This window comes from Lyngbya aestuarii BL J (genome assembly GCF_000478195.2).
Lineage (GTDB): Bacteria > Cyanobacteriota > Cyanobacteriia > Cyanobacteriales > Microcoleaceae > Capilliphycus > Capilliphycus aestuarii.
In genome coordinates this window covers 48,189-60,686 of record NZ_AUZM01000038.1, presented here as the reverse complement: position 1 = coordinate 60,686, position 12,498 = coordinate 48,189, and the positions used below count along the sequence as shown (strand labels likewise).

The window sequence follows — 12,498 nt, the reverse complement described above, 5'->3', positions numbered from 1 at the left end:
CCCCACCTCCCTATTCCCTCTTGCCTGCGGCAGTGCATTCCGCACCAATTCAGATGCGGTGAACGGATGACTTAGAATGAAACAGCCCTGCCTGCACCCCCATCTCCCCCGGAACCCCACTTCCCTACCTCCCCCGGAACCCCCGGAACCCCACTTCCCCATCTCCCCACCTCCCTATTCCCTCTTGCCTATTGCCTTTCCTGCGTGAACTGAGGCTAGCTTCTGATACTGTTGGGCGTGTTCGATCAAGTGTTCGGCTTCGGCTTCTGACACCGCTCGTAGAGGCTTGGCAGGAACACCTGCAACTAAGGTTAGGGGAGGAACATCTTTGGTGACAACAGCCCCCGCTCCGACAATACTACCCCGACCAACGCGCACGCCGTTCAAAATCACCGCCCCAATCCCGATCAAGCTTCCTCGTTCGATGTAAGCTGAATGCACAACCGCTCGATGTCCGATGGTCACAAAATCTTCCAAAACCGTAATCTGACCGGGATCACCGTGTAAAATTGCCCCATCTTGAATATTAGTATTCGCTCCAATGGTAATCCGTTCAACATCTCCTCGGATGACTGCTGAGTACCAAATACTCACCCCGAAAGCGACTTCTACCCACCCGATCACAACAGCGTTAGATGCGATAAAAGTAGCGGTCGATAGATCAGGAACAGGCCAGTCTGTGGCATCATTACAGAGAGATTGATTAGCGTCATTATTCATTCGTTAATCATTAATTCATTACTAAGTCGGCTAATATTCGCCGGAAGGGGAGAATAGCCCCCGCTATAATAGAGTTTACAAGTTAGCAGTGCGAAACTTAATTTCAGCATGAATTCTGCCTTGCAGTATCCTATATTTGGCCCGGAAATTCGCTGTCCTCACTGTCGTCAAAAGATTGCTGCTTTGACGTTGACAGATACTTATTTGTGTCCTCGTCATGGTGCTTTTGAAGCTGATCCTAAAACCAGTGAGTTAGTTCATCTTCAGTCCGGACGGCATTGGCGCCTGTGGAACGGGGAGTGGTATCGACAACACACCCATCCTGATGGGATTCGATTTGAAATTCACGAGGCGTTAGATCGGCTTTATACTCAAGGCTATCGTGCGACTCGCGTGATTATTGCCCAACGTTATCAAGAGTTGATTAGTTCCTATCTCGAACGCAGTACCCCCTGGCGAGGAGAGTCTGATACGACTCAACCTAAACTCTATGGTTTACCTGTAGAATTTAGTCCTGATCCCAAAGACGAACCGTGTTGGGATGTGATTAATTTTGATCTGGAAAAAGAACAAGGTGTACCCATTCGCTATCCTTATTTTCGATTGTTTGAATAGGTGATTTTGAATTGATCGCTGTTTCTTAACTCATATCAGACTCTCAATCCCATTTTTTTATGCACCATGTTTCTATTCGCACGGCTAATATTCATCGGGCGATCGCTTTCTATGAACAACTTGGTTTTCAAGTCTGTGAACGCTTTACTACAGGTTACACACTGGCTTGTTGGATGGAAGGTTTAAATGGGCGAATTGAATTGATTCAAATTCCTGAACCTAAACCTGCACCGGATGCTTTTGGTGATGAGCATTATGTCGGATATTATCACCTTTCGTTTGATTTGAGTGATGAGACTCCTCATTTACCTCAATGGTTAGATCATCTCAAAGAACAGTTTGAGAAAGCAACTCAAGACCAACCTGATTTATACCAACCGTTGAAAATTTTACTCGAACCGACTCAGCAAATGATTGGGAACTCGGTTTATGAAGTGACTTTTATTGCAGATACGGATGGTTTACCCTTAGAGTTTATTCGCTTACTGAAAGCGGGATAACAAGAGTTCAATCGTATTGATTAACAGTTCGAGAGGTTGGGGGACGAGTTTGAGTCGCATTCAAGATGAATTCGCTATAATCTGCTAACTCATCAAGTCCCATCACTTAAAATTTCCAACTCACTCTAGAGTTAACTGTAAATATTAGGTATTTACTCCAATAAATACAAAACTTAAATTTGTCGTTACAGAAAATCTCTAAACTTAAATTGTCTGTTTTTCTCAGGTGTTGCTAGGTTTAACCGTCGAAAAAAAGTAATCGCCTCACTCTTAATTAAAAGTGAAGCGAACTGTAATCCCTAAAATAACTGGATATTTCTGTGAGGTTAGACCTGGAATTTGGCGATGAATCGGGGAAGATTTCCCCCTCTCACTGAGAATTATTCGCCCAGTTTACGCCAAGTTTGAACCCCAACAATACCGTCAACTTTTAAACCTTCACGGTGCTGGAAAGCTTTAACGATTTCGAGAGTTCTCAAGCCAAAATCGCCATCAATGAACAGTGAGAAGCCTTGTGCATAGAGGCGTAACTGTAAACATTCAATTGCATCACCGACATGACCCTGATAAAGTTCAGGCATATTAACATTGTAGGGATATTTTGTATTTTTTAACGGAGAATAGAACGTCCAACCTAAGCGAGAAAATTCTTGATCACACAGCCCACGCCAGGTATTTTCTCCGATGATTCCATCGACAACTAAGCCTCCATAATAAGCTTGAAAATGCTCAATCGCCGCTTTCATTTGAGAGCCATATTGTCCGTTGAAACCAATCCGATATCCGTAAGCCATTAAACGTTGTTGTGCGAAACGAACCCCCTCACCTGCAACGCCTAAACTTAAAACAGGTAGTTCAACGCCGTGAGATAAAATCGCCCCAGATTGAACAGATGTATAAGCAGGAATAGTCGCAGCGTGAACTGTTGATTTACCGTTGGTTTCGATGTTTGTCATTGCACTCATGGTTGATCTCCTAGATTGATAAACAAGGGTGAAAGTTGTTTTTCCTTGTTTGCTTTACAACTCTAATATAATCGCTAATATAGGAGTACAAACAGTCACTTTTTTATGTTACTTTAAAGGTGTTATATACTCTAAAAAAGTGAATAAGCTCATTTCAGCAAGAAAAAAATAGGTTGTTATTGAAACAAATGAAACAGTGCTTAAATAACTGATGTAGTTTGACTTTATTTGTCGTGTTATAGGATTTACACGCTCATTCAGTGCTAAATTACAATTTTTTAAATGCAAAAATAAATCGCCTCACTCTTAATTAAAAGTGAAGCGAACGGTAATCCCTACAATAACTAGATATTTCTCTGAGGTTAGATTTGGAATTTGGCGATGAATCGGGGAATATTCCCCAATTAACCGAGAATTATTCACCCAGTTTACGCCAAGTTTTCTCCCCAACAATACCGTCAACTTTTAAACCTTCACGGCGTTGGAAGATTTCCACAGCTTCTTGAGTTCTCAAGCCAAAATCGCCATCAATAAACAGTGAAAAACCTTGTGTATACAGGCGTAACTGTAGACATTCAACCGCATCACCTATATGACCTTGATTGAGTTCAGGCATATTAACATTGTAGGGATATTTTGTGTTTTTCAATGGAGAATAGAACGTCCAACCTAAGCGAGGAAGGTCTTCATCACAGAGTAGACGCCAGGTATTTTCTCCGAGGACTCCATCGACAACTAAGCCCCCATAATAAGCTTGAAAATGTTCAATCGCTGCTTTCATTTGAGGGCCGTATTGTCCGTTGAAACCAATCCGATATCCGTAAGCCATTAAACGTTGTTGGGCGAACCGAACTGCTTCACCTGCAACACCTAAACTTAAAACAGGAAGGTCAATTCCTTGAGATAAAATCGCCCCAGATTGACCAGATTGAACAGATGTAGAAGCGGGAGTAGTCGCAGTATGAACTGTTGATTTACCGTTGGTTTCGATGTTGGTCATTGCACTCATGGTTGAACTCCTAGATTGATAAACAAGGGTGAAAGTTGTTTTTCCTTGTTCGATTGATGAATCTAATCTAACCGAGGAGATAGGAGTGCAAACAGTCACTTTTTTGTGTTACTTTAAAGGGGTTAGTGGCTTAAAATCAAGGGAATTAACTCATTTGAGTGACAAAATTCCGGTCAATTTAGGGAAGAAAAAACATCCGCAGACTCTAATTCTGTAAGGATTTCTAACCTTCTTTTGAGCAGCAACAAAATAATCGAGATTTTTTTGATCCTGAGCTACTTGAGTGAAAAGGATTGACTGTATATTCTATCAATTTCAAAGACTATAGCGGTTTGATTGCTTTCCCAGGTGAGTTTACGAATCACAATATCAGCGTGAGCAAGCCAATTTTCATCCACTAAGGGAATAGGAACATCTATCGGGATAATTCTATAGCCCTGCTTAGAGGCTTGATGTTGCACTCCGAGATGCAATTGTTCTGGATAACCTTGGGATGGCTTCAGTTTGACAATACTATTGACTTCACAGGGCATACCCATTTTGATTCTCCCCTCGCTTTGATGACGAGTAACTTGATCGACTTCATCACAATGGATAACGTTCTTCTAACTGTTGAGCTAAATTCAGAATATCATCTTTTCTGGCGAGTACCTCGACCCATTCTGAGGGAATATTTTCTAATCCATAATAAAGCCCGGCTAATCCTCCTGTTACTGCTGCGGTGGTGTCGCTATCATCGCCTAAGTTAACGGCTTTGAGGACAGCTTCGGAATAGGAAGATGTGGTTAGTAAACACCACAAGGACGCTTCTAAAGTATGCAAAACATAACCACTTGATTCTATTTTTTTGCTGTCTACTGTCTCAATCTCTCCGGGTAAAACTCGTTTAAAATATCTTAATTGATCGGCAAATTCCTCTGTTTCGTAGAAGGGTTTAATCCGTTCAACTCCGGTTAGATAAGCTTCTTTGAGTGTCATTCCTTGTAATAAAGAAATGGCGATGCTAATATAAATTCCGCAAGCCATTTGCGATCGCGCATGAGCATGAGTAATTTTAGAACAGTCGTGAACTTTGGCAATTAAATCAGGAAATGACTCTTGTTTGTACAAAAATGCGAGGGGTAAAATTCGCATTAAAGACCCATTTCCATTACAGCGATCGCTTGTTTCTCCGGCTTCTGTGGGGGGAACGCCTTTTCGTAGACGATTAATGGCAATTTGAGTCGTTACCCCAATATCAAAAACACCGCCTCTGGCTGTCCAAAACCGTTGTTTATACCAGCGACAAAAGGAGTCGGCGATCGCATCTAAATCATACCCCTGATGACATAAAACATCCGCTAAACAAAGCGTCAGAGAACTATCATCAGACCAAGTTCCCGGCGGTTGATTATAGGTTCCGTAGCCAATCATCGTTGTGACGGGATGAAGGCGTCGTTCGGATCGGACATTAAACTCTACCGGAACGCCTAACGCATCTCCCGCACATAACCCAATTAATGCCGATGTGATTTTACCCATGACATCAGATTTAATAAGTATCTACTGCTATTTTACAGCCTGTTAATTTCTCTGAAAACAAATTAATAAAAAAGCAGAAGATTGATCGCCAGAGATGTAAACTTCACCCCAATCAAATTTGATTAATCAATCGGCTGAACCCGATCAAGCCAAGCTTGCAATTCTTCCCCTTCAACCACTTCTGTTGCTAATAACTGATTGGCTATTTCATTTAATAAAGCCCGATTTTGGGTTAAAATATCCAACGCCAACTGATGAGCCTTCTCAACAATGTCCTTCACTTCTTGATCAATAGCTTCGGCGGTTTTTTCACTCAGGTTTCGACGACTATTAAACTCATTTCCTAAGAAACTCGCTTTGCCCCCTTTCCCATAGGCTAACGGCCCTAAAACCTGGCTCATCCCGTAGGTTGTCACCATTTTTTCTGCGAGGTCTGTCGCCCGTTGGAGGTCATCAGAAGCCCCGTTCGTGACACATTGAAAGACAATTTCTTCCGCCGCGCGACCTCCTAATAACATCGCAATTTGTTCGCGAAATTCGGTTTCATCCATCAAAAATCGGTCTTCAGTTGGCAGTCTCAAAGTATAGCCTAACGCCCCCATTCCACGAGGAACAATAGAGATTTTAGCAACCTTTCCGCCTCCCGGCATTAACGCCCCGACAATAGCATGACCCACTTCGTGATAGGCGACAATTTTCTTCTCTTTTTCATTGAGAACCCGACTTCTTTTTTCCAACCCGGCTACGACTCGTTCTATCGCTTCTTTAAAGTCTTTTTGGGCAACCTTAAGACGTTGATTTCTGGCTGCGAGTAACGCCGCTTCATTGACTAAATTCGCTAAATCTGCGCCGCCAAAACCGGGAGTTTGTGTGGCAATTTGATGTAAATCAACATCTTCTCCTAGCTTAACTTTTTTAGCATAAATCTCTAAAACCGCTTTCCGTCCTGCCAAATCTGGACGGTCAACTAACACCTGTCGGTCAAAACGTCCAGGTCTGAGTAATGCTGCATCTAAAGCTTCCGGGCGGTTGGTTGCAGCGAGTACAATCACGGTTGCTTCTCCAACACTAAACCCATCCATTTCTGTTAACAATTGATTCAGGGTTTGTTCCCGTTCATCACTGCTACCACTTTGCATCCCGCCACTACTTCTAGACTTGCCAATTGCGTCTAATTCATCAATAAAAATAATACAAGGCGCCTTCTTTTTTGCCTGTTCAAATAAATCTCGAACTCGCGCCGCACCCGTCCCGACAAACAATTCTACAAACTCCGAAGCCGAGATACTAAAAAAGGGAACTCCCGCTTCTCCGGCTACTGCTTTTGCCATTAAGGTTTTCCCGGTTCCAGGCGGCCCAACTAACAGCACTCCTTTGGGAATTCTCGCCCCAATTTCGGTGTAACGTTGGGGATTTTTCAAGAAATCAACAATTTCCGCCAATTCTGTTTTTGCTTCTTCTACTCCGGCAATATCAGCAAAGGTAATTTTATCGGATTCTCCCTCTACATAAACTTTAGCTTTACTTTTACGAATTGACAGGGAACCTTCTGAATCACGTTTTCCTAAAAACTGAAACGCCGCTACTAAAATCAAGGGTGGAATTACCCAACTCAAAAGCACATACAACCCACTATTTTTCGGAGGGGGTGCCGCTTGAAAAACAACTTGATTCTGTTCTAAACGTTTGGCTAAATCGGGGTCAAAAATCGGAGTGGTTGAGAGTAACGGCCCTAACTCATCTTTATTTTCTCCTTTGATGCGATAGCGAATTTCATTATCCCCCACCTGCACCCCGGCAACTTGCCCATTTTCGAGTTGTTGAATAAAAATACTGTAGGGAACGCGCGGCACCCGTTGTTGACGGGGTAGAACCAGATAAGCCGCAAATAATATCCCCGAAATAATTAATAAAATTTTACCAATTTGTTGGGAGTCGGGGAATCGAGATTTCTTTTTCTTAATACTCATCGCAAGTTTAGGGGTAGCAGAGAATCAGTAGGGGTGATAATTCCCCTACTTATAGTTTATCTTTTTGAGGGGGTTTGGGGCAGCTCTAAGACCCACATCGTACCTGTACTCAGGTCGGTGTTGGGACGGGGCGTATAAACTGCGCGGGAAACCCACGCAGACAGCCCCTCATCCATGGACTCCCCCAGTTAAGTTTACGGGATTCAATGTCCCTAAACTTAACATTTAGTGCTGTACTATTGTCCAGTAAAGCTACTAGAATACTGGGATGCTGACACTTACTCACCGTTACCGAATCTATCCAAACACCACCCACGAGCAACAACTCCCAATCGTGGATGGAAATTTGTCGTGGTGCATTTAACTATGCGTTGCGAGAGATCAAAGATTGGTGTAACAGTCTTCTGTGCTTGGTCGATAGATGCTCTCTTGAAAAGGAGTATATCCTCTCTGCTGAGATGAAGTTTCCTAGCGAAATTCAACAGCTTAATAACTTGCCAAAAGCCAAGAAAGAATTCCCTAACCTGGGTAAAGTTCCTTCTCAAGTTCTTCAACAAACTATTAAGCAATTGCATAGAGGTTGGGAATATTTCCAGAACAGAGGATTTGGTTTTCCACGCTTCAAGAAGTACGGGCAATTCAAGTCGTTACTTTTTCCTCAATTCAAGGAGAATCCAGTAACGAACTTGCACATTAAGCTGCCCAAGATTGGAGCAATCCCAGTCAACCTGCATCGTCCTATCCCAACAGGATTTGTGGTTAAGCAGGTGAGAATTTTAAGGAAAGCTGACCGATGGTATGCGTCTATATCTTTGCAATGTGAAGTCAGCGTTCCTGACCCAGTTCCGCACGGTCATCCCATCGGAGTGGATGTTGGACTGGAAAAGTTTTTGGCAACGAGTGACGGTGTTCTCGTCAAACCTCCTAAGTTTTTCAAGAAGCTGCAAAGCGAGTTGAAATTACTGCAACGCAGACTTTCTAGAAAACAAAAAAGGTCTAAAAATTACGAGAAACAACGACTTAAAGTTGCTCGACTTCACCACCAAATTGAGAACACGAGGAAAGACTTTCATTACAAACAAGCTCATGCGCTTTGTGACGCGGGTGATATGGTCTTCATGGAAGACTTGGATTACCGAATAATGGCGAAAGGTCTGTTCAAGAAACATACTCTTGATGCTGCATTTGGACAGTTTAGAACTATCGTCAAATATGTTTGTTGGAAACGTGGAAAGTTCTTTGCCCAAGTTGATGCAAGGGGAACTTCCCAAGAGTGTCCTGAATGTGGTGGTGAAGTTAAAAAAAATCTAAGTGTAAGAATCCATAATTGTCCTGATTGTGGATACAAAACAGACCGCGATGTAGCCGCCGGTCAAAATATTAGAAACCGAGGAATTAAGTTAATTAGTACCGCAGGGCTTGCGGGAAAGGAAACTGCCTGTGCAGACGTTCTACCGGGGGCTGTTAAAAATCAGTCTAGGCAAGTGTCGAAATCCCGCAAGGGGAAAACCAGGAAAACCAAGCTGTGAAGTTTGGAAGCCCACACTGTAATTTTCGATTCAGTGTGGGAGGATGTCACTCTAAGCAACCGTTGCAGATTCTTTGTGTTCAAATTGAATCTGGTTTAAGAGATTTTGCAACTCAGGGCCTTCAATTACCTCAATATCAAGGATTTTTTGGGCAATGGTTTCCAATAAATCCCGATTACTTTTGAGAATATTCAGGGCTTTATTGTGGGCAGATTCAACAATATCCTTGACTTCTGCATCGATGGCTTTTGCCGTATCATCGCTGACGTTACGACGGGGGTTTCCCATCATATTATCGCCCAGAAAACTGTTTTGTTGTCCTTTTTCGTAGGCAAGCGGCCCCAACACCTTACTCATCCCGTACATCGTCACCATGCGTTCAGCCATGTCTGTTGCCCGTTGCAGGTCATTGGCTGCCCCAGTGGTAATACTGCCAAAAACGACCTCCTCGGCCGAACGTCCGCCCAACAGTGTGGCAATTTCGGCTTTTATTTCTTCGGAACTCATCAAGAACTTGTCTTCGGTGGGCAGTTGCAGGGTATAGCCCAAAGCAGCCATTCCACGCGGGACAATCGAAATTTTAGCAATTTTTTTCGAGTCACCCACAGCAGCGGCTACCATCGCATGACCGACTTCATGGTAAGCGACAATTTTCTTCTCTTTTTCATTGAGAACTCGGCTTTTCTTCTCTAACCCGGCGACAACTCGTTCAATGGCTTCTGAGAAGTCTTCTTGGGCAACTTTTTCCTGACGACGACGGGCGGCTAACAGGGCGGCTTCGTTGACTAAGTTGGACAAGTCAGCCCCGGAAAAACCGGGAGTTCTCGCGGCAATGGTTTTCAGGTTCACATCGACATCGAGTTTCACTTTCTGGGCGTAAATTTCCAGAATTTGTAAGCGTCCACTCAAGTCAGGGCGGTCAACCAAAACTTGACGGTCAAAGCGTCCGGGACGTAACAAAGCGGGGTCGAGAACTTCGGGGCGGTTGGTTGCGGCCAGTACAATTACTGTGGCGTCTCCGACGGAAAACCCATCCATTTCGGCTAACAGTTGGTTGAGGGTTTGTTCTCGTTCATCGTTTCCCCCGTACATACCCCCGGAATTTCGAGAACGACCAATGGCGTCTAATTCGTCAATAAAGATGATACAAGGGGCCTTCTTTTTCGCCTGTTCAAACAAGTCTCGAACTCGCGCCGCACCTGCCCCGACGAATAATTCCACAAATTCTGAACCGGAAATGCTAAAAAAGGCAACTCCGGCTTCTCCGGCTACGGCTTTTGCCATCAGGGTTTTACCTGTTCCGGGAGGGCCGACGAGTAACACGCCTTTGGGAATTCGCGCCCCAATTTGGGTAAACCGTTGGGGAGATTTTAAGAATTCAACGACTTCTTCTAATTCGGCTTTGGCTTCTTCGACGCCTGCAACATCTTTAAAGGTGACTCGGGTTGATTCGTTTTCGACGTAAACTTTTGCCTTACTTTTGCTAATGGAAAGTGCGCCTTGCGGCCCCCCAAAACCGCCGCCGCCTCGACTTTGTAAAAAGCGGCCAATTCCAATCCAAATTCCCACGAAGATTAATGGCGGAATTACCCAACTCAGCAAGGTCGTAAACCAGTTATTTGTAGGGGGTGGGGCTGCTGCAAATTGTATGCCTTTTTCTTCTAAACGTTTAGGAAGTTCGAGGTCAAAAATCGGTGTTGTGGACAGCACTTGTCCTTCTTCTTGGTCGCCTTCGGGTTGGAGTTGATACCGAATTTTATCTTGGTCAATGTAAGCTTGAGTAACTTTTCCGTCTTCAACTTGGTCAATGAATAAGCTGTAGGGAACACGCGGAATATTCTCTCCGAATAAACCGGGTAAAAAGGTATTGGCAAGCAAGACTAGACCTGCTAACCATAACAAGATACTCCCCAGGGGGATATTGTTCGGAAATTTGGGTTTGTCGTCTTTTACTGGCATAATTTTTGTTTTTCTGTGGTCTGTCTTATTGGGTGCGTCAAATCGTCAACATTTGGGTGACTTCTATAAGATTAATGGGTTGGATACATTCTACCCGTCTATCTTTAGATAGAGAAGAAATCGCAGAATTTTAACAAGATATGTTTAAAGGGTTTGATTATCGGGGATTGAATACACAAAGATATGTTTTCAATAATCTGAGAAATTGAATGACATCAATTCTTTAACACCTTGCATCTTAGCGATGTTTTCTCTATTTTAAATATTGCCATAAACGGGAATCGTTGCACCTCGAATATCTTGGGCGGCAACGGAAGCCAGGAAGCAAATCACTTCTCCGATAGATTCAGGTTTGACCCATTGGTCAGCATCAGCATCACCCATCGCTTCTCGGTTACTCGGTGTATCAATCACACTCGGAAGCACAGTATTGGCGGTGATATTCGTGCCTTTGGTTTCTTCGGCAATAGACTGTGTTAACGCCACCACAGCAGCTTTTGAGGCACAGTAGGATGCCAGTTGCGCCCCCGGTTGGACGGCACCTCGTGAACCCACTGTCACAATCCGTCCATAGCCATTTTGTAACATTTTGGCGAGGCTATGTTTACAAACGAGGAATGTTGTATGGAGGTTTAAATCAAAGTCTTTTTTCCAGTTTTCATAACTGTATTCGTGAACTTTTCCCATCGCAAATCCTCCGACTAAATGAATTAAAACATCGACTCGTCCCATATCTTCTACCAGTTGTTTGACGGCAGATTCTTCGGTGAGATCAACAGAAACAAATCGAATCGTTTCAAAGTCATTAGGTGAGAGAATGCTTTTTAAACGTTCAACTTCCGCTTCGCTACGATAAGGTATTGTGACTTTTGCACCTTGGGAAATAACGAGAGGAGTAACGCCCATGCCGAGACCCCCAGTTCCTCCAGTCAGTAAGACTTGTTTACCTTTCATGGGTTGATTATATTGACTTCTTTTGTTTAAGATAACGCGATATTTGTTTAAAATCGGGTGAGGTTTTCTCGACATTGCGATCGCATTTTTCGGCTTGACAAAAAGTTCAAATTGTGGCAAGACCTGTATATAATAAAAGAAACTAACACTGAGGTTCGTTTGATGGTGACACAAACTCAAAAACAAACTTATACCCCAGAAGAATACCTAGAACTTGAAGAACAAGCGGAATTTAAAAACGAATATCGGAATGGAGAAATTTTACCTATGGCTGGTGGAACCACAAATCATAACAAAATTGCTGGAAATTTCTACAAAAGATTTCCCTTAACCATTCAAGAACAAGATTATGAGGTTTATATTGGTGATGTAAAATTATGGATTCCTTCTGATCAAACTTACACTTATCCTGATATTATGGTAATCGAAGGAGAACCCATTTATCAAGAAAATCGCCGAGATATTATCACAAATCCTCTGTTAATTGTGGAAGTGTTATCAAAATCTACTCAAAGTTATGATCAAGGGGATAAGTTCCGTTCCTATCGTTCAATTCCGAGTTTTAAAGAATATATTTTAATTGATCAATCTAGTTATTATCTCGAACAATATTCAAAACAAACCGAAAATCAATGGTTATTTAAAGAGTATGAGGGCGAAGATTCGGTGTTAACTTTAGATTCCGTTGAGTTACAGATGTCGTTAGGGGAAATCTACGAACGAGTTGATTTTGAACAAACTGAAGAATAAGGAAAA

General features: G+C 43.0%; 12 protein-coding genes. 4 read left to right on the top strand and 8 right to left on the bottom strand.

The window, feature by feature from the left end; all coding sequences use genetic code 11:
* Positions 1 to 174 precede the first annotated feature (174 nt).
* On the bottom strand, positions 175 to 720 hold the full coding sequence (locus M595_RS16455; RefSeq protein WP_023067424.1) for a gamma carbonic anhydrase family protein: 546 nt from the start codon (positions 718 to 720) through the stop codon (positions 175 to 177).
* Between the two features lie 108 nt (positions 721 to 828).
* Here M595_RS16455 and M595_RS16450 point away from each other — a divergent pair, with 108 nt between their 5' ends.
* Both M595_RS16450 and M595_RS16445 read left to right on the top strand, forming a co-directional pair.
* Entirely contained in the window at positions 829 to 1,335 is a 507-nt protein-coding gene (locus M595_RS16450) for a TIGR02652 family protein (RefSeq protein ID WP_023067463.1), read from the top strand.
* Between the two features lie 59 nt (positions 1,336 to 1,394).
* Positions 1,395 to 1,835, top strand: a complete 441-nt coding sequence (locus tag M595_RS16445; protein ID WP_023067421.1) for a VOC family protein — start codon at positions 1,395 to 1,397, stop codon at positions 1,833 to 1,835.
* Between the two features lie 380 nt (positions 1,836 to 2,215).
* Here M595_RS16445 and M595_RS16440 read toward each other — a convergent pair whose 3' ends face one another.
* The 5 genes from M595_RS16440 to ftsH form a co-directional block, all read right to left on the bottom strand.
* Positions 2,216 to 2,800, bottom strand: a complete 585-nt coding sequence (locus tag M595_RS16440; RefSeq protein WP_023067466.1) for a peptidoglycan-binding domain-containing protein — start codon at positions 2,798 to 2,800, stop codon at positions 2,216 to 2,218.
* Positions 2,801 to 3,215: 415 nt separating this feature from the next.
* Positions 3,216 to 3,809: a peptidoglycan-binding domain-containing protein gene (locus tag M595_RS16435; RefSeq protein WP_023067408.1), complete on the bottom strand. Its 594-nt coding sequence runs from the start codon at positions 3,807 to 3,809 to the stop codon at positions 3,216 to 3,218.
* 275 nt (positions 3,810 to 4,084) lie between these two features.
* Complete coding sequence (locus tag M595_RS16430; RefSeq protein WP_040484214.1) at positions 4,085 to 4,348, bottom strand: DUF2584 family protein; 264 nt, start codon at positions 4,346 to 4,348, stop codon at positions 4,085 to 4,087.
* 46 nt (positions 4,349 to 4,394) lie between these two features.
* Positions 4,395 to 5,330 carry an ADP-ribosylglycohydrolase family protein gene (locus M595_RS16425; RefSeq protein WP_023067439.1) on the bottom strand — a complete coding sequence of 312 codons (936 nt, stop codon included), beginning with the start codon at positions 5,328 to 5,330 and terminating at the stop codon, positions 4,395 to 4,397.
* Between the two features lie 122 nt (positions 5,331 to 5,452).
* The gene (gene ftsH / locus M595_RS16420) at positions 5,453 to 7,300 is read right to left on the bottom strand and encodes an ATP-dependent zinc metalloprotease FtsH (protein ID WP_023067416.1); all 1,848 of its coding nucleotides are present in this window, start codon (positions 7,298 to 7,300) and stop codon (positions 5,453 to 5,455) included.
* Between the two features lie 338 nt (positions 7,301 to 7,638).
* Here ftsH and M595_RS16415 point away from each other — a divergent pair, with 338 nt between their 5' ends.
* Entirely contained in the window at positions 7,639 to 8,829 is a 1,191-nt protein-coding gene (locus tag M595_RS16415; protein WP_023067436.1) for an RNA-guided endonuclease InsQ/TnpB family protein, read from the top strand.
* Between the two features lie 51 nt (positions 8,830 to 8,880).
* Here the strand turns inward: M595_RS16415 and ftsH4 are convergent, their stop codons facing one another.
* Entirely contained in the window at positions 8,881 to 10,788 is a 1,908-nt protein-coding gene (ftsH4, locus tag M595_RS16410; protein WP_023067427.1) for an ATP-dependent zinc metalloprotease FtsH, read from the bottom strand.
* 258 nt (positions 10,789 to 11,046) lie between these two features.
* Positions 11,047 to 11,862, bottom strand: coding sequence for a 3-oxoacyl-ACP reductase FabG (gene fabG / locus M595_RS16405; RefSeq protein ID WP_338041651.1), 816 nt, complete (start codon positions 11,860 to 11,862; stop codon positions 11,047 to 11,049).
* Between the two features lie 42 nt (positions 11,863 to 11,904).
* On the opposite strand from fabG, the gene M595_RS16400 reads away from it, so the two are divergent.
* Complete coding sequence (locus M595_RS16400) at positions 11,905 to 12,492, top strand: Uma2 family endonuclease (RefSeq protein WP_023067450.1); 588 nt, start codon at positions 11,905 to 11,907, stop codon at positions 12,490 to 12,492.
* Positions 12,493 to 12,498: the final 6 nt, after the last annotated feature.

Coding starts and splice junctions, on each gene's coding strand:
- M595_RS16455 (WP_023067424.1), bottom strand. CDS start 720: ATGAATAATGACGCTAATCAATCTCTCTGTAATGATGCCACAGACTGG.
- M595_RS16450 (WP_023067463.1), top strand. CDS start 829: ATGAATTCTGCCTTGCAGTATCCTATATTTGGCCCGGAAATTCGCTGT.
- M595_RS16445 (WP_023067421.1), top strand. CDS start 1,395: ATGCACCATGTTTCTATTCGCACGGCTAATATTCATCGGGCGATCGCT.
- M595_RS16440 (WP_023067466.1), bottom strand. CDS start 2,800: ATGAGTGCAATGACAAACATCGAAACCAACGGTAAATCAACAGTTCAC.
- M595_RS16435 (WP_023067408.1), bottom strand. CDS start 3,809: ATGAGTGCAATGACCAACATCGAAACCAACGGTAAATCAACAGTTCAT.
- M595_RS16430 (WP_040484214.1), bottom strand. CDS start 4,348: ATGGGTATGCCCTGTGAAGTCAATAGTATTGTCAAACTGAAGCCATCC.
- M595_RS16425 (WP_023067439.1), bottom strand. CDS start 5,330: ATGGGTAAAATCACATCGGCATTAATTGGGTTATGTGCGGGAGATGCG.
- ftsH (WP_023067416.1), bottom strand. CDS start 7,300: ATGAGTATTAAGAAAAAGAAATCTCGATTCCCCGACTCCCAACAAATT.
- M595_RS16415 (WP_023067436.1), top strand. CDS start 7,639: ATGGAAATTTGTCGTGGTGCATTTAACTATGCGTTGCGAGAGATCAAA.
- ftsH4 (WP_023067427.1), bottom strand. CDS start 10,788: ATGCCAGTAAAAGACGACAAACCCAAATTTCCGAACAATATCCCCCTG.
- M595_RS16400 (WP_023067450.1), top strand. CDS start 11,905: ATGGTGACACAAACTCAAAAACAAACTTATACCCCAGAAGAATACCTA.